General features: G+C 44.9%; 25 protein-coding genes. 17 read left to right on the forward strand and 8 right to left on the reverse strand.

Annotated elements, in window-relative coordinates; translation table 11 throughout:
* Nucleotides 1–28 precede the first annotated feature (28 nt).
* Both RH061_RS03900 and RH061_RS03905 read left to right on the forward strand, forming a co-directional pair.
* The gene (locus tag RH061_RS03900; protein ID WP_311074088.1) at nt 29–1,171 is read left to right on the forward strand and encodes a trans-sulfuration enzyme family protein; all 1,143 of its coding nucleotides are present in this window, start codon (nt 29–31) and stop codon (nt 1,169–1,171) included.
* A gap of 150 nt (nt 1,172–1,321) precedes the next feature.
* A complete protein-coding gene (locus RH061_RS03905; RefSeq protein ID WP_311074089.1) occupies nt 1,322–1,888 on the forward strand; it encodes a general stress protein in 567 nt (188 codons plus the stop codon).
* Nucleotides 1,889–1,940: 52 nt separating this feature from the next.
* On the opposite strand, the gene RH061_RS03910 is transcribed toward RH061_RS03905, so the two are convergent.
* Nucleotides 1,941–2,090 carry a hypothetical protein gene (locus RH061_RS03910; protein WP_311074090.1) on the reverse strand — a complete coding sequence of 50 codons (150 nt, stop codon included), beginning with the start codon at nt 2,088–2,090 and terminating at the stop codon, nt 1,941–1,943.
* A 120-nt stretch (nt 2,091–2,210) separates the two neighbouring features.
* Here RH061_RS03910 and safA point away from each other — a divergent pair, with 120 nt between their 5' ends.
* The 7 genes from safA to RH061_RS03945 all read left to right on the forward strand — a co-directional run bounded on the left by safA (nt 2,211) and on the right by RH061_RS03945 (nt 6,728).
* Entirely contained in the window at nt 2,211–2,819 is a 609-nt protein-coding gene (safA, locus tag RH061_RS03915) for a SafA/ExsA family spore coat assembly protein (RefSeq protein WP_311074091.1), read from the forward strand.
* 170 nt (nt 2,820–2,989) lie between these two features.
* A complete protein-coding gene (locus RH061_RS03920) occupies nt 2,990–3,334 on the forward strand; it encodes a lmo0954 family membrane protein (protein WP_192469663.1) in 345 nt (114 codons plus the stop codon).
* Between the two features lie 25 nt (nt 3,335–3,359).
* Entirely contained in the window at nt 3,360–4,007 is a 648-nt protein-coding gene (locus tag RH061_RS03925) for a PspA/IM30 family protein (RefSeq protein ID WP_311074092.1), read from the forward strand.
* A gap of 132 nt (nt 4,008–4,139) precedes the next feature.
* Nucleotides 4,140–4,874 (forward strand): cell wall-active antibiotics response protein LiaF, encoded by a 735-nt coding sequence (gene liaF, locus RH061_RS03930; RefSeq protein WP_311074094.1) that lies wholly within the window; start codon nt 4,140–4,142, stop codon nt 4,872–4,874.
* A complete protein-coding gene (locus RH061_RS03935; RefSeq protein ID WP_311074096.1) occupies nt 4,871–5,920 on the forward strand; it encodes a sensor histidine kinase in 1,050 nt (349 codons plus the stop codon). The genes liaF and RH061_RS03935 overlap by 4 nt, the downstream gene beginning before the upstream one ends.
* Nucleotides 5,913–6,545, forward strand: a complete 633-nt coding sequence (locus RH061_RS03940; protein WP_311074098.1) for a response regulator transcription factor — start codon at nt 5,913–5,915, stop codon at nt 6,543–6,545. Before RH061_RS03935 ends, RH061_RS03940 begins: the two co-directional genes overlap by 8 nt.
* Nucleotides 6,546–6,563: 18 nt before the next feature.
* On the forward strand, nt 6,564–6,728 hold the full coding sequence (locus RH061_RS03945; protein ID WP_311074099.1) for a hypothetical protein: 165 nt from the start codon (nt 6,564–6,566) through the stop codon (nt 6,726–6,728).
* Between the two features lie 39 nt (nt 6,729–6,767).
* Here RH061_RS03945 and RH061_RS03950 read toward each other — a convergent pair whose 3' ends face one another.
* Nucleotides 6,768–6,962, reverse strand: a complete 195-nt coding sequence (locus RH061_RS03950) for a hypothetical protein (RefSeq protein ID WP_311074101.1) — start codon at nt 6,960–6,962, stop codon at nt 6,768–6,770.
* Nucleotides 6,963–7,198: 236 nt separating this feature from the next.
* Here RH061_RS03950 and RH061_RS03955 point away from each other — a divergent pair, with 236 nt between their 5' ends.
* The 4 genes from RH061_RS03955 to RH061_RS03970 all read left to right on the forward strand — a co-directional run bounded on the left by RH061_RS03955 (nt 7,199) and on the right by RH061_RS03970 (nt 11,654).
* On the forward strand, nt 7,199–7,354 hold the full coding sequence (locus tag RH061_RS03955) for an RAxF-45 family protein (RefSeq protein ID WP_311074102.1): 156 nt from the start codon (nt 7,199–7,201) through the stop codon (nt 7,352–7,354).
* A 161-nt stretch (nt 7,355–7,515) separates the two neighbouring features.
* Nucleotides 7,516–9,405 carry a ribosomal protection-like ABC-F family protein gene (abc-f, locus tag RH061_RS03960; RefSeq protein ID WP_311074103.1) on the forward strand — a complete coding sequence of 630 codons (1,890 nt, stop codon included), beginning with the start codon at nt 7,516–7,518 and terminating at the stop codon, nt 9,403–9,405.
* A 418-nt stretch (nt 9,406–9,823) separates the two neighbouring features.
* Nucleotides 9,824–11,155 carry a polysaccharide biosynthesis protein gene (locus RH061_RS03965; protein ID WP_311074104.1) on the forward strand — a complete coding sequence of 444 codons (1,332 nt, stop codon included), beginning with the start codon at nt 9,824–9,826 and terminating at the stop codon, nt 11,153–11,155.
* A gap of 115 nt (nt 11,156–11,270) precedes the next feature.
* Nucleotides 11,271–11,654 carry a DUF1284 domain-containing protein gene (locus RH061_RS03970; RefSeq protein WP_396654883.1) on the forward strand — a complete coding sequence of 128 codons (384 nt, stop codon included), beginning with the start codon at nt 11,271–11,273 and terminating at the stop codon, nt 11,652–11,654.
* Between the two features lie 13 nt (nt 11,655–11,667).
* Here the strand turns inward: RH061_RS03970 and RH061_RS03975 are convergent, their stop codons facing one another.
* Both RH061_RS03975 and RH061_RS03980 read right to left on the reverse strand, forming a co-directional pair.
* Nucleotides 11,668–12,327, reverse strand: coding sequence for a TrkA C-terminal domain-containing protein (locus RH061_RS03975; protein ID WP_311074107.1), 660 nt, complete (start codon nt 12,325–12,327; stop codon nt 11,668–11,670).
* Nucleotides 12,328–12,415: 88 nt separating this feature from the next.
* A complete protein-coding gene (locus RH061_RS03980) occupies nt 12,416–12,679 on the reverse strand; it encodes a hypothetical protein (RefSeq protein WP_311074108.1) in 264 nt (87 codons plus the stop codon).
* A gap of 180 nt (nt 12,680–12,859) precedes the next feature.
* On the opposite strand from RH061_RS03980, the gene RH061_RS03985 reads away from it, so the two are divergent.
* Nucleotides 12,860–13,798, forward strand: a complete 939-nt coding sequence (locus tag RH061_RS03985; RefSeq protein ID WP_311074110.1) for a magnesium transporter CorA family protein — start codon at nt 12,860–12,862, stop codon at nt 13,796–13,798.
* 69 nt (nt 13,799–13,867) lie between these two features.
* Here RH061_RS03985 and RH061_RS03990 read toward each other — a convergent pair whose 3' ends face one another.
* The 3 genes from RH061_RS03990 to RH061_RS04000 form a co-directional block, all read right to left on the reverse strand.
* Entirely contained in the window at nt 13,868–14,200 is a 333-nt protein-coding gene (locus RH061_RS03990) for a DUF3243 domain-containing protein (protein ID WP_311074112.1), read from the reverse strand.
* Between the two features lie 679 nt (nt 14,201–14,879).
* Nucleotides 14,880–15,248, reverse strand: a complete 369-nt coding sequence (mscL, locus tag RH061_RS03995) for a large-conductance mechanosensitive channel protein MscL (protein ID WP_311074114.1) — start codon at nt 15,246–15,248, stop codon at nt 14,880–14,882.
* 110 nt (nt 15,249–15,358) lie between these two features.
* Nucleotides 15,359–16,858 (reverse strand): LuxR C-terminal-related transcriptional regulator, encoded by a 1,500-nt coding sequence (locus tag RH061_RS04000; RefSeq protein WP_311074116.1) that lies wholly within the window; start codon nt 16,856–16,858, stop codon nt 15,359–15,361.
* 205 nt (nt 16,859–17,063) lie between these two features.
* Here RH061_RS04000 and RH061_RS04005 point away from each other — a divergent pair, with 205 nt between their 5' ends.
* From RH061_RS04005 to RH061_RS04015, 3 genes are read left to right on the forward strand one after another with little or no spacing between them, the layout of a single operon-like run.
* A complete protein-coding gene (locus RH061_RS04005) occupies nt 17,064–17,636 on the forward strand; it encodes a DUF6230 family protein (RefSeq protein WP_311074118.1) in 573 nt (190 codons plus the stop codon).
* A gap of 14 nt (nt 17,637–17,650) precedes the next feature.
* Complete coding sequence (locus tag RH061_RS04010; protein ID WP_311074120.1) at nt 17,651–18,043, forward strand: DUF6114 domain-containing protein; 393 nt, start codon at nt 17,651–17,653, stop codon at nt 18,041–18,043.
* Between the two features lie 12 nt (nt 18,044–18,055).
* Entirely contained in the window at nt 18,056–19,327 is a 1,272-nt protein-coding gene (locus RH061_RS04015; protein WP_311074121.1) for a hypothetical protein, read from the forward strand.
* Nucleotides 19,328–19,365: 38 nt separating this feature from the next.
* On the opposite strand, the gene RH061_RS04020 is transcribed toward RH061_RS04015, so the two are convergent.
* Nucleotides 19,366–19,638, reverse strand: a complete 273-nt coding sequence (locus RH061_RS04020) for an acylphosphatase (RefSeq protein ID WP_167833894.1) — start codon at nt 19,636–19,638, stop codon at nt 19,366–19,368.
* Nucleotides 19,639–19,771: the final 133 nt, after the last annotated feature.

Here is a 19,771-nt window from a genome sequence, read left to right on the forward strand (position 1 = left end):
ACTCCGAATTCTAAAAGCAGGTGACAAGATGGCTAAAAAGTTTGAAACAGAAGTATTGCATTCAGTACATACGAAGCAACAGGGAATTAAAAGCAAGGCGACACCGATTTATCAGACGTCGGCTTTTACATTCAATGACCTTGATGAGCTGGAGGGCTTTTATCAGGGGGAAGGGAATTATTTGTATTCTAGGGTTGGCAACCCGAATACGGATGAACTTGGCCAAGCTGTAGCGGCGCTTGAGTACGCTGAAGATGGTGTTGCGGCCTCTTCAGGGCTTGCTGCTATTTTAGCGGGAGTCCTGGCAGTAGTGAAGAGCGGTGATCACATCGTGGCGGCTGATGATGTTTATGGCGGAAGCTTCCATATGCTGAAGGCTGAGTTGGAGCGCTTTGGAATCGAGACGACATTTGTATCGTTTGCAGACCTTAAAAATGTAGAGCAGGCGATCAAGCCGAATACGAAGCTTCTGTATACCGAATCCATCACAAATCCGCTACTCCGTGTTGAAAAATTGGAGGAGGTCATCGCGCTTGCCAAGAAAAGAAATCTGGTTGTTTTGGTGGATAATACATTTGCTACACCGCTGCATGTCCGTCCGTTCACACTCGGAGCCGACCTGGTTGTCCACAGCGCGACGAAATACATTGGCGGCCACAGTGATGTCACTTCAGGTGTCGTCGTTGGCAAAAAGGAACTGATTGCAGAGGCGCGGGCAAGAATCGTGAATCTCGGTGCAAACCTCAGTCCATTCGAAGCTTGGCTCACCTGCAGGGGACTGAAGACCCTGGCACTAAGGATGAAGGCTCAATCAGAGAATGCCAGGCTCCTGGCTGATAGTCTGAGTGTGCATCAGAATGTCGCAAAGGTTTATTATCCATTCGCTGAAGGTGAAAAAGGATTTGGTGCCATCGTAAGTATTGAATTGGCAGAACACGTGGATGCGGATCAATTTTTCAAGTCGCTTGGTTGGATCAAAATTGTGCCAACACTTGCGGGAGTCGAAACGACTGTTTCCCATCCGCTAAAAACCTCTCATCGAGCGCTGCCGCCGGAGGCACAGGCTGAGCTTGGAATCACGTATCGATTGGTCAGGATTTCAGTTGGAATCGAAAACAGCCAGGATATAATCGAGCAATTTGAAGCTGCACTTTCTGCGGCGGCGAAATAATCTTTATATTGTAAAAAAAACTGCTACTGATTCGTGATGAAAATCACTAATAAATGAATAGCTAAAACATTTTATCGTTCGACATAATGTTTACACCTCCTATATGCGGGTATTTTTAAAAGGACTACTCGTCTAAAGGAGGCTTTTATTATGTTTGAACATGAAAAACATCTTGTAGGAGTATATGATAACGAGCAAGACGCAATCCAGGCTGTTGAGGACCTGAAAAGACAGGGATACTCAACTGATGACATCTCTGTTATCAGTAAGAACGAAGATGAGGTTCACGATGTCAATGAAGCAACCGGTACAAAGACTGAGGAAGGTCTGGCTGCAGGTGCAGCAACAGGCGGCATATTAGGCGGCCTTACTGGATTATTGGCAGGCATCGGCGCACTTGCGATTCCTGGTATTGGTCCAATCGTGGCTGCGGGCCCAATCGCTGCGACACTTACAGGTGCTGCAGTTGGCGCAGGTGCAGGCGGTCTAGCCGGAGCACTGATCGGAATGGGTATTCCGGAAGATGAAGCGGAACGTTACGAAGGCTATGTAAAAGAAGGTAAGATTCTTGTAGTTGTCGAGCGTGACGAAAACAGAGTCGGCTTGAATGATGGGGCTACAACAGTTGACGGCACAAGGACTGGAAACCCAGTTGATGCACCGCTGACTTCGGACAACCCAGCCAACGCTCGTTTTGATAACACACGCGACTTTTAAAAACATGCCATATAAAGAGGCTGCCAGTACATCCTGGCAGCCTTTTGGCATTCTATGACTTACTCTTTTTCTCTGTATCCAACATATCAATCCGGCTCACATCATCATAATTAAAGGCAGATGTTATATAGAACATCAGCATGCCGCCAATAAAACCGAGACAAATGACAAAACCAATGGTCATCACCCAAAGATAGCCCATAATTCGCATTCCTCCCTTGATAAAACTATATGCAACGTTATCGTGATGTTTTCTCGAAAAAAACAATAAAGAATAATTTCTTGAATTATCCTCATCCTATCAGTTGAGGAGGAATGAACAATGTTCAAGAAAATCATATTAGCTCTGTTATTACTGGTCATGGCGCTGCCAACCATTTCATTTGCACAGCAGGTCCACACAGTACAGCCAGGTGACACTCTATGGAAAATATCAGTCAGGTACCAGATTGGCCTTTCTGAAATCATCGCCGCCAATCCGCAGTTTAAAAATCCGAATTTGATCTATCCTGGCCAGAGGGTGAATATCCCTACAATAAGAGCAACAAAGAGTATTGAAAGCCAGGTGATCCAGCTGACAAACCAGGAACGTGCCAAGAATGGCTTGAAGCCTCTTGCAACTGACTGGCAGCTTTCAAGGGTCGCCAGATATAAGTCAACAGATATGAGAGACAAGAATTATTTCTCCCATACCAGCCCTACATATGGCAGTCCGTTCACGATGATGAGGAACTTCGGAATCAATTACCGAAGCGCTGCCGAGAACATTGCAGCGGGCCAGAGAACACCGAATGAAGTAGTCCAATCCTGGATGAACAGTCCGGGGCATCGGAAGAACATCCTAAGCCCTGCGTATACTCATATTGGTGTCGGGCATGTAACCGGCGGGAATTATGGCCACTACTGGACTCAAATGTTCATCTCAAAATAAATATCAACAAGCATAACCCAAGTGGATATCGCTGGGTTATTTTTTTTGCTGTTTAATGGTCCGGTATCAGGCTAAGCCTCAGGTCCTAGTGCAAAATCAAGCTCAGGCACGTTATTGAATTTTTGTCAGAAAGGTAAGATGTAATCATAAGAGATAAGGAGGAATTGAACATGAAAAAATTTGGTTTACTGGTTGCCGGTTTCATTGCTGCCATGGTGCTGATATCAAACCTTGGCCCGCTTGTCGGACTTGGGGTCAGCTTGCTGGTGCTCTACTTCGTCGTCAAACAATTTTTAAAGACAGATTCAACTGCCGCAAAGATCGGCTGGGGAATTGCCGGCTTCATCATCCTGATGGCGACGGCTTCTAACGTACCGGCCATCCTTGGAATCGCAGCTGCTTATGTCCTGTACCTTGTTTACAAGAACTGGGATAAAAAAGAAGATGTGATCCGCGAAGACAACGATCCTTTCGTCAACTTCGAAAAGCAGTGGGCACAATTGAATAACAAATAATTTAAGTTAAAAGGAGAGATTTCTAATGGCAAATCTATTAACAAGAATCAAAAACACGGTAATGGCAGATCTTCACGAGGCACTTGACCAGAAGGAAAAGAAAAATCCAATCGCGCTTTTGAATCAATATCTTCGTGAATGTGAAAGCGTAACAGAAAAGGTCAGAAAGCTGCTTGAGCGCCAGGGACAGTTGAAGGAACAGTTTGCCCGCGAACATCAGCAAGCGCTTGAGATGGCTGAAAAAAGGAAGTATCAAGCAGAGGTGGCAATGAGAGCTGGTGAAAATGAACTCCAGGAGTTTGCACAGCAGGAGCAGGCACAGTATGAGGAGCGTTCAGCCAGACTGAAGGAAGCCATGGAAAATGCTATCAAACAGCAGCTCGAGTTAGAGCGGAAGTATGAAGAGATGAAGCATAAGTTAAAAGATATGCACATCCGCCGTCTTGAATTGATGGGCCGTGAAAATGTAACAAGGGCTCACCATAGAATGGATCAAGTGCTGGATAACGGTGCTTACTCTGATAAATCCTATTCAAGGTTTACAGAAATGGAAACATATCTTGACCAGCTGGAGGAGAAAGTGAACAGCACCTACAACCGCAATACAATCGACAGCAGGATTGCCCAGCTCGAAAAAGAGTTCAAAAATAAAGAAACACATACTATTCAATAGGCAAAACATGGTATTCTATAGAGGCGCAGGCAGCTGCGCCTTTTGGAATATCACCTCGAAAAGACTTCATAATAATAATCCTCTATCAAGTATTCCAATTTTAAAAAAAGCTAGAGGAAGGGAGGAAACAGCATGTTGAACAACATGAAAAGTGATTATATCAGCTGGATTGTGATTACAGGACTCATATTGCTATTGCTCGAAGTTTCATTTTTTAACGAAGGACTGATTTTCTCCCTTCTCGCAAGCGGGGCGATGATTTACTTCGGCCGCTCTTTAATGCCGAAAAAGTCAGGAAAGGTGCTGTTCTGGGCAGGTTTGTTCTTTTTCCTGAGCAGTGTCTTCAGCATGATGACGTTCAGATTCTTCTTATTGGCCGTGCTGATCTATCTTGCCTATCAATTCGCACAGTCGAAAAAGAAGCCAGAAGTGATCACGCCAGTTTTACAGGAGCCTGAAATAGAAACCAGGAAGGAAATGCTGATCGAAAAGCCTCCTCTTTTCAAGAATCGTTTGTTTGGGCATCAGGAAACGCCCTCACATGTTTATGAGTGGAATGATGTCAATATCCAGACGGGGATTGGCGATAGTGTGATCGACCTGAGCCTGACAGTGCTGCCAAAGGGAGAAACCGTCATTTTCATCCGCAATGTCATTGGCACTGTAAAAGTGTATGTGCCATATGATTTGGAAGTAACCCTCCGGCATTCGTCTGTGATCGGTTCTGCGGAAGTGTTTGAGCATGAGGAAGGAAGGATGCTGAACCAAAGCCTGTATGTACAGACTCCAGGCTATGATGAGGCAGAGCAGAAAGTGAAAATTTTCACCTCGATGCTTGTTGGTAATATCGAGGTGAAACGCATATGACGACTGCCATGCGCCAGATTTTATGGGGATTGACCCTAGGGATCATTCTGTTCATTGCTGTGACTTTGTCTTTTGTGCTAGTTTTTCCGGTCGCAAAGCTTTCTGATTTGTGGAACCGGGAATTGATGGATATTCCGTTCATCATTTTTACCTTCAGCATTAGCGTCGTGTTGGGAGTCGCTTTTGGCATGGCGTCAGGGACGTACTGGCGAAAACAGTTCAAAACGGTCGACAACTGGCTTTTTCAGCTTGAGGAAGGACAGGATCCGGAAATTGAACTCAACCAGGCATACGCGGAAATCTCCTCGATTTCTAAAAGGGTCAGCAAGCTATATAAGCAAATTTCTGAAAAAGCGATGCTGTCACAGCGCCTGGCGACTGAAAAGGCTGAAGAACAAGAGTCGCGGATCCAGGAAATCATTTCGCAGGAGCGTAACAGGCTGGCGCGCGAACTGCATGATTCTGTCAGCCAGCAGCTTTTTGCTGCATCGATGCTGATGTCGGCGATCAATGAAACGAAGGCACCTTCCGAAAATGAGCGGGAGACAAAGCAGCTGAAAATGGTCGAGGAAATGATCCATCAATCGCAGCTCGAAATGAGGGCGCTCCTGCTGCACCTGAGGCCAGTTGCCTTGAAAGGGAAAAGCCTGCAGGAAGGAATCGAGGAACTATTAATCGAATTAAGACAGAAAGTCACCATGAATATCAAATGGAAGGTGGAGCCGTTCCCATTGGATAAAGGAGTCGAGGACCATCTATTCCGCATCCTCCAGGAGTCTGTCTCGAACACGCTTCGCCATGGTAAGGCAGAAGAATTGGAAGTATTGTTGATCAAGCGCGATGATAAAGTGATCATGCGTGTTGTCGATGATGGTATTGGTTTTAACGTAGAAGAAGCAAAAGCAGGATCATATGGCCTCCAGAATATGCACGAACGTGCCGGGGAAATCGGCGGGACATTGAAGATTGTCAGTGTAGAAAATAAAGGGACCAGGCTTGAGGTTAAGGTTCCAATTTTAATGGTGGCGGGTGAGAAGAATGATTAAAGTTGTATTTGTGGATGACCATGAAATGGTGCGGATTGGAGTTTCTTCTTATTTATCAGCCCAGCCGGATATAGAAGTGATCGGCGAGGCGGATAACGGGAAGAAGGGTGTCGAGATGGCGCTTGAGCTGCGGCCAGATATCATCCTCATGGATCTGGTCATGAAGGAAATGGACGGAATAGAGGCGACAAGGCAGATCATCGAGCAATGGCCCGAAGCGAAAATCATCATTGTCACAAGCTTCCTTGATGATGAAAAGGTATACCCAGCGCTTGAAGCCGGGGCGACGAGTTATATGCTGAAAACATCGAAAGCCAGTGAGATAGCCGATGCGGTAAGGGTTACATACTCTGGTCAGCCAGTGCTTGAACCGGAAGTGACAGGCAAGATGATGATGAAAATGCGCCAGAAGAATAACGTCGAGCTGCACGAAGAGCTGACAGAGCGCGAGATGGAAGTATTGAAGCTGATTGCCGAAGGAAAGACAAACCAGGAAATCGCCGATGAACTTTTCATCGCCCTGAAGACGGTGAAAACACATGTCAGCAATATTTTAAGCAAGCTGCAGGTGCAGGACCGCACCCAGGCGGTCATTTATGCTTTCAGGCATTCAATTGTAAAATAAAAGGGGGAGGTTTTCTGCATGGAGCCGTTTTTTGGATTGTTTGGATTGGTTGGTATTTTGCTATCAATTGGTTTGCCAATCGTTCTTATTGTACTATTTGTCATGCTTGTGACGAGCACGAAACGACAGGAAGCATTATTGACTGAGATTCTTTCGGAGTTGAGAAGTAAGGATTCAGTTTGATTCATAAAAGCAAAAAAGAGGCCAATGGCCCCCGGCAAACTAATTCGCTTTTTTGTCGATTACATCTAATTTCATAAGCATTTCGCTTAACGCTATGGATATGACTTCCCGTTCTTCAAACTCATTTGGATAATGGGAAGCGCTATTTATATAGTCATGCTTTTCAGCTAACTTTTCCTTTATCTTTTTACACATCCAGAGCTGGTAATCTGAAAGTTCCAACTGTCTAAGCATTGCCACCCACTCCTTCGTTAGTTATCCATTACCCGCGGGTCAAGCCTGCTTAAACGCTTTATCCGCAAGATTATTAGTATGGGAAAAATTGAGAAAAGCCCATTGTGGCGGTACTGAAGAGGATTCAATCAAATGTTTGATTAACAGATATAAATTATTGGAACAGGAAAAACTTGCTAAAATATAGTGGTAATTGTAAAATAAAACTAACTATTATTGAACGGAGGTGAGAAGAGATGATCAAGACTGTTTTTGTACGCGGATTTTGGAATGAATTCCTTTATTTTTGTCGTGCAAAATTTGCTGTTGCAGCTGCCAACGGGACACGTATGCCCTTTTTTAACAGCTCAATATCAAATACAAACGGTAGGATCATCTCTTTTCCCGCTTAATTGCAAGCTACGGTGAATGGGGAGGGCTATTTGCCCTCCTTTTGTATTCATGTAAGTTGCGCGAGCCAGGAGCAGAGCCATCTGCCCCTGGCTTTTTTGTGTTAAAAAACAACCGGGGTGCATTAGCTGAAAAGGGGGATCGATAATAGGAGGAAATAATAATGATAGCATGCAGCATTAACCATATAAGCAAAATGTACGGAGGCAATCTGATTTTTGAAGATTTGTCCTTTGAAATAAACGAGAAAGACAGGGTTGGCCTGGTCGGCCCGAATGGATGCGGCAAGACAACGTTATTGAAGCTGATTGCCGGCATGGAGGAAGCAGACCAAGGAAAGATTCACTGGAAAAAGGGTTTGAAAATCGGTTACCTTGCGCAGATTCCGAATTATGATGAGAGGATGACCGCCAGGGATGTTTTGCAAACGGCCTTTGACGAGCTGCTGGATGTTCAGGGTGAGATGAAGCAGCTTGAAAATGAGATGGCAGCAGCGGGTGAAGATCCGCGTCAGCTTGAAAAATTGCTATCCAAATACGGTGTTCTCCAGGAGAAATTTTCTCTCGGAGGCGGTTATGAAATGGAGGCGAATATTGATCGCATAGCCAATGGCTTGAACATAGAGGGCATGCTTGACTCGAATTTTAACAGCCTTAGCGGCGGCGAGAAAACGAAGGTAGGTCTGGGATTGAGTTTATTGAGGAATCCGGATTTGCTGCTCCTTGATGAGCCGACCAACCACCTTGATATTATGGCAGCAGAATGGCTGGCAGAGTTTTTGAAAGAGTACGATGGTACCGTTGTGATTATCTCGCATGACCGCTATTTCCTCGACGAAACGGCGACGAAAATCCTCGACCTGGAGGATGGCGAGATTGATCTTTACCATGCCAATTACTCAGGTTTCATCAAGGAAAAAGAGGCCAAATTGCTGCGTGAATTCCAGGCGTTTGAGGAACAGCAACGCAAAATCAAGAAAATGAAAGAGGCAATCAAGCGTCTGCGTGACTGGGCGAATAGAGCGAACCCGCCAAGTGCGGCCCTCCATAAAAGGGCCACGAACATGGAGAGGGCGCTTGCCAGGATGGAAAAGCTCGACCGTCCGATTTTAAACAGGAAGAAAATGAATTTCGAACTGGAAACAGGAGCTCGCAGCGGTAAAGATGTGCTGGTCTTCAAGGATGTTCAGAAATCATTTGGCGGTAGAGAGCTGTTCTCCAAGGTCAATCTCCAGCTTCAATATCAGGATCGAGCAGCCATTGTCGGTGAAAATGGATCAGGCAAGACGACTTTGCTGAAGTTCATCCAGGGTGGCTTTACGCCTGACCAAGGAGAGGTCCGTACCGGAAGCAATGTCAAAATTGGGTACCTCTCGCAGCATATGGAGCTATCCAGCCAGGATGGGACAGTGCTTGATGCATTCCGGAACGAGGTGGTCATGAATGAGGGAGAGGCCAGGAATGTTCTAGCAGGATTCCTGTTCTATGGCCCATCTGTTTTCAAAAAAGTTACCCAGCTGAGCGGGGGCGAACGAATGAGGCTGCGACTTGCCCAGCTGATGCACCAGGATCTCAACTTCCTGATTCTTGATGAGCCGACGAACCATCTCGATATCGATTCACGCGAAGTACTGGAGAGTGCGCTGGATGGTTTCGAGGGCACGCTCCTGGCTGTCTCGCATGACCGCTATTTCTTGAATAAGCTGTTTGACAAGATTTACTGGCTGGAGGGTGGAGATCTGACAGAAATCGAAGGAAATTACGACCGTGCCAGAGTGAAGATGGCCGAGAAACGGAAGCATTACGAGACTGCGGCTCCTCAACCTGTAAAACCTCCTGCAATTCGGCAGGAAAAAGTCAAAGAACCTGTGGCTGATACCAACGAGGAAGCACTGTTCGAGGAAATCGAAATTCATGAACAATCCATTGCCGCGCTTGATCAGCAGATGTCCGCAATGACCGACCTCGCACTGCTACAGGAGCTCCATGCCGAAAAAGAAGCTCTAGAGTCAAAACGAAACCAGCTGTATTCCAAGCTTGAGGAAATATCATAACATTAAGTTGAAGAACTGCTTATTAGGCAGTTCTTCCTTTATTTTACTGGGAAAAACACGCCGGATTTTCCAATTCGCTATAAAAATATGAAAATCGCTATAAAAGTGAGCAATTCGCTATAAAAATGGAAAACTCGCTATAAAAAGATAATCCCTCTAGACAACAATTAAAAATCCACTATAAAACCTGAAAATCCCGCTATACAGCGATAACGCTATATAAATGATAATCCCGCTATACATAACTAAATATAGCTATAAATTCGCAACTTCCTCATTAAAATCTAATTCCACCCTCGGAAACTCCCAAACTCCTCGAAAAACCCTCACATATACCCCTCAAAATTTCCCCTTACATATTGTCCGGACTTGTCTCATATGTTTATAGGAGTAAATGAGGCGAATTGGGAGAGAAGCTATGAATACTTTTTTAAAAGGGATGTCAATCCTCGTGGTTGCTACTTTTCTTGGAGAGGTGGTGGAGTTCCTCGTCAATATGATTCTGGCAAGGGAGCTCGGGGAAAGCGGGATGGGGCATTACATGACGATATTGCCGACCATTTTCCTGATCATGATGCTTGCGAGCTTTGAGCTGCCGGTGTCGATTTCCAAGATGATCGCAGAGAAGGATGAGTCGTACCATCGGAGCATGATCAGCCATGCCATCAGGCTGGCGGTGGTATTCACTACGGTTTTACTGATTGCTGCAGCCATTGTGCTTCCAATCATTCCGGTTTTCAAAGATTATCACCCTTTGCTCAAATGGGTCGTGCTGTCGCTTATTCCGGTGATGACAATCACCGCGATCGCCAGGGGATTTTTCATGGGAAAACAGGATATGGGGAAAATCGCGATATCCCATTTCGTGAGAAGAGCTGTCCAGCTCATACTGCTTTCAGCTCTTTTTCAGTTTTTTGAGTTTGGAAGCGAAACGGCTCTCCTTGTTGCTTTCTGTACACTGGCAGGCAGTGAACTCGTCGTCTTCCTATATCTATTACACTACTTCATTATGTCCTATCAGAGCATCAAACGTGTTCCGGGTAAGCATATAAGCGGGCGAGAGGTAAGGAAGAGTCTGGTGGAAGTCTCCGTGCCGACGACCGGATTGAGGATCTTTCATTCGCTGACGCATGCCGTCCAGCCATTTTTGATAAAATTCGCGATTGTCAGTGCAGGGTTATCTTCTGAGATGGCGACAGAACAATTCGGAATGATGGCGGGAATCGCGATGACGATTGGATTCTTCCCGGCATTCATTGCTCATTCGTTCCTGATCATCCTGATACCGACTGTATCAAAGGCCTATGCGGATAAAGAGTTTTTCAAGCTGCAAAAATTGCTGCAGCAGGTGATGCTTTTGACATTGCTTTATGGATTGCCTGCGGTTACTGCCTTTTACTTTTTGGCCGAGCCATTGACGATGACCTTTTTCCATTCAAAACAAGCGGCGGTCTTTTTGCAGCTGCTGGCGCCATATTTCCTATTCCATTACTTCACCATCCCGATGCAGGCCTATTTAATCGGCCTCGGATTGGTGAAAGACGCCTTTATCCATTCTGTCTATGCAACGGTTGTCACCTTTTCCTTGATCTACCTCGTCGGTTCACGGCCGGAATGGGGGATGGAAGGAGTCATCGTCGGCATGAATACTGGCAGCATGGTGATCCTGCTGCTTCATTACCTGACGATTTGCAAGAAAATCGGCATCACCTGGATAGCTAAGAGCACAATCAAAGATTCGCGATACTAAGAGGAAAACAAGGACTTTTGCAGAATTAAATAAACAGATAATATTTTTCAGGAGTGATGGTGTGGAAAAAGTTTTGCGCGGGCACCATCTCCTCTGCGTGCATGGTTTCAGGGGGATGGGCTATAGTCCGGAGTTTGTGAAGAAGATGGAAAGTATCGTAAAGGATATTCGTGACCCTGAGCAGGACTTTTACATAAAAGTGGTTGCTGCGTTCGATGATGCATGCATGTCCTGTCCGCATAGGGGTCTTGAAATTTGTGAGGCGAGTGAGGGTTCGAATGAACATGTACTGACGATGGATGGGAATGTCATTCGTCATCTGGGGCTTGTGCCGGGAGAACGATATTTGAAATCCCAGCTGGTCAAGTGGACTGCCGAAAAGGTCGAGCCTGATGACCTTGATGTTCTTTGTAAAAACTGCTCATGGCTGTCATACGGAGTGTGCAAGGAAGGAATATCGGAACTTCGCGTTCAAAACAAATGCCTGACTCGTGGTTGATAAAAACAACCAGTCAGGCATTTTTGAATTTCTCTTCAATCTGTGGATTATTGCCGTATACGACAAGTTTATCACCGGGCTCTATTTTTGTTTCATATGCTTTGTTGCGGATATTGATTTCGCCTCTTTTAATGAATAAAAGAATGATATCATCCTCTTTTTTCACAATGTGCTCGAATGTCTTATCGGTAAACTGTGAATCTTTATTTATCGTGATTTCCCTGACTTCATCTTCTTCGTCCATAAGAAGGACATCGCTGATTGGCAGATCTGCCAGATCATAGTTTTCTTTTAACTCACTTTTCATTTTCCCGGACATCAAGTGTTGAACCGTCGGCGCTCTTAATATTAGCAATAGAACCAATGATCCACCGGCAACGTAGGCGATTTCCATTGTATAAAAATTATCCTCCAGCAGTTTGCTGATGGCTGAAATGATCACCGCAAGCGAGAAGGCTCCAAACAGAATCAAAAATGCACCCAGTCTCCTCCTGACAGGATGGTCAATGATCAATTCGGATTCTCCAGTGGTGAAGCCTGTCCCTGTTAGCATGGAAATGACCTGGAACCGGGCGATTTTCCGCTCAAGACCAGTTGCAACAAATATAGATGTGTTAATCTCAATCACGGTAAAAACGATGAACAGATAGATGAAAACAAATAGAATACCCATAACCTCCAGCCCCCTCGCAGTATCTAGTATTGATCGACGAGGTGTGAATTAAACAAAAATAGACCGGGGATTGTTTCCCCGGACCTTTTTATCGTTGTTCTTGTAAGTTCTCGTTGTAGTAGTTGACTCCGTACATTGCGCCTTCGCTGACCATTTTATTGTCCTCAACATCCAGTGGGTCAGGATTGCCAGCTTTTTGCACCGGAATCACATCTGGCTTGGATGGCATGACTTTTTCTTTCACCTGAGAAGCCATCTCAGTAAGTTTCGCTTTATTTTCTGGTTTCATTGCCATCCATAGTGCCGCTGCTCCGACACCCAGCATGACAGCATTTTTTGCTTTTGCTTGCATATTGATCCCTCCAATTTAGTTTTTTCTATGCTTTTGTCTATATTCCTATTTACCCGCTCAATAAAATTCAGAAACATTTTTAAAATGGAAAGTCTGCCAGGTATTACAACGAGTCGTTTCAAGCGGGATGATATAGGGAAGAGTAGTAGTTGATAAAACAAATGAAAGGGTCTGAGACCATTGAAACATACATTTAATGACCATAAGTGGATGTGGCATGAGTTTGAAAGAGGAGACGATAAGAAGATAAGAGAGCTAATCTCGAATGATTTTTCCTGTGAAGAGTGGCTTGAAAATATTAAGGACCGAGAAGCCAATCTTCTTGAACTTAACACAGAAACTAGGGGAGAGGAGTACATTTGGGGATCTCTTATCTATCAGCAGGATATTGAGGATAAGTCTGAGAAGAATATCTTTCATTTTTATATTGGCAAGGAGCTCTTTATAACCGTTGATTTTGATTTTTCAATTCTTGATGTCAGTCCGGTTGGAGTTCACAAACAAATGAATCAGGCTGAGAATGCAGTTGAAGGCTTTTTCATTCTTCTGGGAAACCTGTTATCCAGCTATTTGCATAAGATTGATGCCTATGAAGAAAGACTTCATGATTTACTATGGGAAATGAAGGAGCAGAATAACCTTCAGATTTTGGAGCGAATCTATGAAAACCGACATGAGCTTCTGGTATGGAAAAACCTGGTCATTCCGATTGTGGAATTGAAATACGTTGCTGAAGAAGCGTATGGAAAAGAGATTCATAAGAAGACCGAATTCAACCGGGTGGAAACCCGAGTGCAGCGGGTTCGGATGCTGCTTGATGAATACCAGCAGGCAATCGATACAATGATCAACCTTGAAGAAGTTGTCTCGACACATCGTGGAAACGAAATCATGAAAACCCTGACCGTCATGACAATCCTGTTTACGCCAGTGACCGCCTGGGGCGCGATATGGGGAATGAACTTCAAATTCATGCCGGAACTGGAATGGAAATTTGGCTATTTATTTGCGGGACTATTGATATTCGCTTCAACAGCTGCACTCTATTATTATGTGAAGATGAAGGGATGGATGGGAGACATCCTGAAGGTGAAAAAGAAAAACAGATTCTTTGGATGAAGTTCGTTGGAAACGAGTTTCCCGGCTTTCAGAATACGAAAAAAATCGCCCAGGGAAAGGGCGATTTTGTTATTCAGCCAGTTTCACAAGCATATGTGCAAGTGCGTGCTGTTGTTCTTTTGTGCCAACTTTCCACAGCTCCTGCAGCAGCTGTTCCTCTTTGTTTCGCGGTGTGACGTTTTCCGCAAGGTAATCTGCAACCTTTTCCGCCGTTTTCGCAAGCTGCTCTTCATTCAAGCCAGCTGTTTTACCAAGCTTGATGCGTTTACTAAGATAATTCCTGAACTCATTGAAATCACCAAGGATCTCATCCGCCTGCTGCGTGTCCATGCGATCAAGCGTTTCATCCACCTTGCTAGTATCCACTTCGCCATCTTTATGAATCATATGATCTTTTTCCATGTAAAAAAACCTCCTTGTGAAAGATAGTTATTCAATACCCTGAAGCTGGAATCTAGTAAACCTTGCGTGGCACATTCACAGGATTCTGTGTAGAAATCTTGTGAACTTTGATACCGTGGCATTAATCTTGATAGACGCAAAAAAGGTGCGGGCCACTAGGCCTGCACCTTTTTTGCGTCCGACATACGGACGATGGGAGGAGTAATTCTGTTGTTGCTATTCAATTTGCGCTCTGGGGTAAATCGATATTAAATGTATCGATTTAAGACCAGCGTGCCTTGAGACAGCAGCGCGAATCTTCCTCCGCTTGCATAGCCAATGACGTATTCCGAAGTCGCCGTGAAGTCTTTCAACTTAACCAGTCCCTTCCTTACTAGTATTGGCCTTGCTAAATCCTGCGGACTAACTTAGAGGAGTGTTCTGCTCGAGCTATTCAAAAAATGCGGTCAATCGATATTAAGTCCATCGATTCAAGACCAGCGTCCCTTGAGATAGCAACGCAAATCTTCCTCCATGTGCTAAGCCAATGACATTTTCTGAAGTCGCCGTAAAGTTTTGCACTTTAACCAGTCCCTTCTAGGTTTTGTATTGGCCTTGCACTATACATATACCCGCGAGAAATCATAGAAAACTTAATAAACTTATTAAAAAGTTGGCATTTCATCCAATTCCAGGAAAACTAGATTTGTTTCTGTTCCTTTAGAAGATCACGAATTTCTTTTAAAAGCTCTTCTTTCACATCAGGTGTAGGAGCTGCAGGCTTTGCCTCTTCTTTTTTTCGGTAGCGGCTGATGATTCTGATGAAAATGAAGATGGCGAAGGCTGTGATGAAAAAGTCTACAATAGACTGGACGAATGCGCCGTATTTTATCGTTTTGTAAGTAAGTGTTGAGAAATCCTCTCCAAATGAAAGCACACCCACAATTGGCATGATAATGTCATCAACCAGTGAGGAAACAATTTTTCCAAAAGCAGCACCGATGATGACCCCGACAGCGAGATCCAGCACATTTCCTTTAAAGGCGAATTTCTTGAACTCATTCCACATTTACTATGTACCCCCTAAAATGATATCCCTTATATTTTACGAGATTGTCAGGGAAAAAGCAATAGGGCCTGATACCAAGGTGGTGACAGGCCCAAAAAGTCTCTTTGATTTTACTGAATCAGCCTCATCTTCAACGCTTTGACCGCAGCGTCGGTCCTATTCTTCGCATCAAGTTTCTGGATGATGGCTGAAATATAGTCGCGGACGGTGTAGGAACTGAGATGCAGGGATTGGGCTGCTTCATTGATGGAAGCACCTTCGGCAATCAGTTTAAGCACTTCACGCTCACGGATGGTCAGGACGGCACGCTGGACACCGAAAAGCTGGACAGCATCCTCATAGTATTGGTTCAACAATTCACCGCCATATTGTCCGAACTTGATAAGCGCTGTCAGAGTTTGATTGTCGACGGTAAATGATGTGTTTTCTCCGCGGTCAAGCAATGCCAGGCCAATCAGTTTATTTTCAGCCGGCACATAGATTGGGAGGACAACCAATGATTTCAGGCTGTAATCGCGCACGTATTTTCCCGGCAAGATATCCGCCGCATCTTCAATGAAAATGGGTTTGGAATGACTGAAATGCTTTAAGTATTTTGTAAGCAGCGGAAATTCAGCGATGCTCTCCTTTATATGCTGCACAGAGCCTGTATGGACATTATGGGCATGGACGCCGACCCCGCTATGCTCACCAGGAGAATAGATGAAGAGAGCACAGCGTGAAAAGGGCAGATAATCAACCAGGCCCTGGGTAATCATTTTAACAGCATCCGAGGCACTTCGAGATTGGATCAGCACCTGCTGGAAAAGAAGGGTGGCATCCTTCCACTCAAGCTCGCTTTCCAGGTGGTTCAGCTTCATCTGTTTCAGATACATTTTTCGAAGCGTCTCTTTTTGCTCATCTGTCACGGTCTCCGCTTTATCCTTCACACAAATTAACAATGTTTCAGTCAGACAGGGAATCGTGACGATTTGAGGCTGGTCCTGACCGGGTGACAACAATCTCGAAAGCGCAGTGGCCAGGTCTGCTGGCTGCTGCGCTTGCAGGCCCTCGCACATGGTGACCAGCTGTTCGTTAACGGAAATACCATCAGCACAGACGACTTTGTTTACTTTGTGCTGTGTTTTATCATTGCGGATGACAGCAAGCCAATTACTTGGTACAGCTCGAAGGTTCAACATCGTCTTCAGCCATTTGTCATCCTTGTATTCCGGCTGCTGCGTCCGCAGGACCTTGTCGAGGATTCTCGTAAAAAAGACCTGTACCGCCTGGTGCTCGAGGAATCCGGCATTCCTTCTCTTTAAGACTTTATGGAATAAGTTTTCTACTGCACTGATCAGAAAGATAGCATCGAAATCATCAACGAATTCGGGATGGCGTTTCTGCCACTTAAGGACTAATAATTGAATGAAATCATTTGTAGAGTCAAATGTGGTCCGTGAAAGGTTATTGAAACCATAAACAATCATGTTTTCAAATTCAGAGACAAGATCGTTTTGCCAGGCTTTCATGTCTTTCTTTAAATGGAACCACTCTTTAAGAAACGGTTTCTCGCATTCTTTTAAAAGGAACAATCCTCTAATGGCCAAATCCTCAATCTTATGTTCCATCAGACAACCTCACTCTCAGATTCTGGTAAAATACCATTCGCTTCGAAATTCTGATTTTTGTCCGTTAACGTTTTTAACCCGACATATAACGGGGTTAACACGTTGTTAACGATTTTTTTCGGAGTTGTAGGCTTGATTTTTCGGGGATATGTTAATAAGGAAGAGTTAATTTTGAATTTTAAAAAAATTTACGGAGGTGGCTTTCTTGACCGGAGCTGTCGTAATGGAAAGCAAGACGAATAAAAAGGTTTTTTGGGGTGCACTGGCAGCTGGACTTCTTGCGCTTGGGATTTTGCTAGTTTCATTCGGTGTTTCAGGTGTGGCATATGCGGTACCCATTGCCGGTGTAGGAGACTTTTATGTTGAATTCGATAAGCTTGAAGGAGAAGGCTACACATTCTACCCTAAGCTTGGTGAAACGAGCAGCTCAGACGCAACGCCACAGGGGACGAATATTATTGAAAAATTGACCATCGACAATCTGCAATTATACAAGGATTTTCAGGTAGGAGGGGAGTGGATCCGCGTCAAAATCCAGGCATCGAAACCTGTACAGATCTCCGGGCTGCAGCATGATGCCGGCTTGATTGAGGCGAACGCCAAGTTTCAAAACCTTGCGCTTGCAGAAAACAACAGCACGGACTGGACGAAGCAATTCCAGCAAACATCAAGCACCATTATCCTTGAAGATGCTAAATTGAAAACACATTACTTATTCCAAGAAACGATCAATATGGCTGGCATGAAATTGACGGTGGAAAAAATCGATAAGAAATAATCGAGGTGACAAGCATGGTTTTTAAAAAGTGGAGGCACACACGGCCTTTCTTTGGAGCGATTTTGAGCGTGTTAAGCGGATTGATGATTTTATGGGTGCCGTTGAATCTTTATTTAAGCACCTTTCTTCCAGGATCGGTAGCCGTCATCGGCTTGCTGTTTGGCGGCCTGATCACGCTGATGGGATTGATGTCCTTCTTTTTGCCGAGTGCCTCTAAAGCGCTGGGTATCATCGTTATCTTTTTATCCATTCTTTCGGTCATCGGCGCACTGGGCGGCTTCCTGTTTGGGACGATCTTCGGGATCATCGGCGGGGCCCTGCTGACAGCATGGCGAATGGTGCCTGCCGATGAGTCGGCAGGAGCACCAGTCTCAGATACCGCTGCGCAGCCAGCCAAAACGGGGTAAAGGGGAGAAGATATGAAGAACCGGATCTTTTTAGTAGTGATGTGCTTTCAGCTAGCAGCTTTGTCCTTCTTCCCTTTTTTTGAAAAAGCAGACGCAGCCGGCAATGATGCAGACGGATTCATCATCCAGGCAGATAGGGTTGTTGGCGAAAATATGAAAGCAATGCTTGTGACTGGTGAGACATCCGGATCCAGTTCCAGGCCAATGCTGCGGATCACCTACGATTCAGCAAAGATTTACGGCATGAAGCTGACAAAACAGTTCCAGACTTCGGGCGGGACAGTTAGTCTCACAATGAAAGCTAGCGGCCCTGTCCATATAAAAGGAATGCAGGTCGACGCAAGTGCAATTTCATTTAAAGGAGCATGCGTCCACGCCGCAAAAATCATTCCGAATGCCGCTCTTGAAGGCATGACAATGGTCGCCCATTCAATGAATGCCGCTAACAGCAGCCTCGATCAGTTAAAGTTGCAGACAGTGAATGGCAATGGGGGAGTAAAGAAGCCAGGCACCCTGGAAATTTTACAGGAACTAGGGTCAATGCCCCTTAGCCAGATGAAGGCGGAAATCGATAAAATCACCAGCGGCCAGCTACCATTGACATGTGAAGGTGCAGAGGAAGAAGAGCTAGGTGATCAAGTGGAAGATACAATAGGTACGATCGTGGATCCAGCCGACGACCTGTTGGAGGAAGTGACAGATCCGCTTGAAGACACAATTGGCAAAGTGACCGACCCACTTGATAAAACTATCGGAAAGGTAACTGATCCCCTCAAGGATACAATCGGAAAGGTGACAGATCCGCTCAAAGAGGTAACAGATCCACTTAAAGACACAGTTGTCAAAGTCACCGGACCGTTCAAGGATACAGTCGATAAGGTGGTTGCGCCTGTTGAAAAAACAGTCGGGAAAGCGACAGAACCAGTGAAGGAGGTCGTCAAGGAAACGGCGGATACTGCGAAAAAAGTGACCGACCCAGTGGAGGCAGTTGTGGATGAAACAGCCAAAACAGCGTGCGAAAAACTGGAGGCGGTAAATGGCGAGATCACAAAGGAATTGGCGCTTGAACTGATCGATAAGGCACTGGCCGAAAATAAAATGCTAGATGAATTATGCCCGACAGACACCACATTGACAGCTCAGCTTGAAAAATGGACAGAAGGGCTTTTGGATTCTCTCGGACTTCTGTCGCTACTTGGATTGAATCCAAGCGAGGAAGAACAGCTGAAGAAAATGAGGGAGGCTATTTTAAAAGAGCCTGATGGATCGATAATAGATTTTTAACTTAAACAACAAAGGCAGAGGAAGGAACCTCTGCCTTTCTAATATTTTATCGCAAATGACTTATAGGTTTCAGTTTTCTCTGTTTCGTTCACTTCGATATGGTTAACAGTAGAGAAAGGATTGCCCCTTCGCACTTCATCGGTGAACTTCTCAAGGTCAGGCCTGGAACCCGAAGCAAGGATTTCCACGCCGCCCTCCGGTAGATTCTTCACCCAGCCCGTAATGCCAAATTGGATTGCCTTCATTTGAGTATAATACCGATACCCCACACCCTGAACCTCACCCGTCACAATAATTTGTAATTGGATCAAGACGTCGCCCCCAGATAAACGAATAGGTTAACAATATATCTAATGTTATATGTAATGATTGCTTAGTAACTTCATTATATCACACAGAATTAGGGCGCATAAGGAAAACGGAAGTTTATATTTTGTTTAATAT

Source organism: Mesobacillus jeotgali (assembly GCF_031759225.1).
Classification (GTDB): Bacteria; Bacillota; Bacilli; order Bacillales; family Cytobacillaceae; genus Mesobacillus; species Mesobacillus jeotgali_B.

Coding starts and splice junctions, on each gene's coding strand:
- abc-f (WP_311074103.1), top strand. CDS start 7,516: ATGATAGCATGCAGCATTAACCATATAAGCAAAATGTACGGAGGCAAT.
- RH061_RS04010 (WP_311074120.1), top strand. CDS start 17,651: ATGGTTTTTAAAAAGTGGAGGCACACACGGCCTTTCTTTGGAGCGATT.
- mscL (WP_311074114.1), bottom strand. CDS start 15,248: ATGTGGAATGAGTTCAAGAAATTCGCCTTTAAAGGAAATGTGCTGGAT.
- RH061_RS03945 (WP_311074099.1), top strand. CDS start 6,564: ATGGAGCCGTTTTTTGGATTGTTTGGATTGGTTGGTATTTTGCTATCA.
- RH061_RS04000 (WP_311074116.1), bottom strand. CDS start 16,858: ATGGAACATAAGATTGAGGATTTGGCCATTAGAGGATTGTTCCTTTTA.
- RH061_RS03925 (WP_311074092.1), top strand. CDS start 3,360: ATGGCAAATCTATTAACAAGAATCAAAAACACGGTAATGGCAGATCTT.
- RH061_RS03935 (WP_311074096.1), top strand. CDS start 4,871: ATGACGACTGCCATGCGCCAGATTTTATGGGGATTGACCCTAGGGATC.
- RH061_RS03920 (WP_192469663.1), top strand. CDS start 2,990: ATGAAAAAATTTGGTTTACTGGTTGCCGGTTTCATTGCTGCCATGGTG.
- RH061_RS03950 (WP_311074101.1), bottom strand. CDS start 6,962: ATGCTTAGACAGTTGGAACTTTCAGATTACCAGCTCTGGATGTGTAAA.
- RH061_RS03970 (WP_396654883.1), top strand. CDS start 11,271: ATGGGCTATAGTCCGGAGTTTGTGAAGAAGATGGAAAGTATCGTAAAG.
- RH061_RS03955 (WP_311074102.1), top strand. CDS start 7,199: ATGATCAAGACTGTTTTTGTACGCGGATTTTGGAATGAATTCCTTTAT.
- RH061_RS03965 (WP_311074104.1), top strand. CDS start 9,824: ATGAATACTTTTTTAAAAGGGATGTCAATCCTCGTGGTTGCTACTTTT.
- liaF (WP_311074094.1), top strand. CDS start 4,140: ATGTTGAACAACATGAAAAGTGATTATATCAGCTGGATTGTGATTACA.
- RH061_RS03910 (WP_311074090.1), bottom strand. CDS start 2,090: ATGGGCTATCTTTGGGTGATGACCATTGGTTTTGTCATTTGTCTCGGT.
- RH061_RS04015 (WP_311074121.1), top strand. CDS start 18,056: ATGAAGAACCGGATCTTTTTAGTAGTGATGTGCTTTCAGCTAGCAGCT.
- RH061_RS03975 (WP_311074107.1), bottom strand. CDS start 12,327: ATGGGTATTCTATTTGTTTTCATCTATCTGTTCATCGTTTTTACCGTG.
- RH061_RS03980 (WP_311074108.1), bottom strand. CDS start 12,679: ATGCAAGCAAAAGCAAAAAATGCTGTCATGCTGGGTGTCGGAGCAGCG.
- RH061_RS03900 (WP_311074088.1), top strand. CDS start 29: ATGGCTAAAAAGTTTGAAACAGAAGTATTGCATTCAGTACATACGAAG.
- RH061_RS03990 (WP_311074112.1), bottom strand. CDS start 14,200: ATGGAAAAAGATCATATGATTCATAAAGATGGCGAAGTGGATACTAGC.
- RH061_RS03905 (WP_311074089.1), top strand. CDS start 1,322: ATGTTTGAACATGAAAAACATCTTGTAGGAGTATATGATAACGAGCAA.
- RH061_RS03940 (WP_311074098.1), top strand. CDS start 5,913: ATGATTAAAGTTGTATTTGTGGATGACCATGAAATGGTGCGGATTGGA.
- safA (WP_311074091.1), top strand. CDS start 2,211: ATGTTCAAGAAAATCATATTAGCTCTGTTATTACTGGTCATGGCGCTG.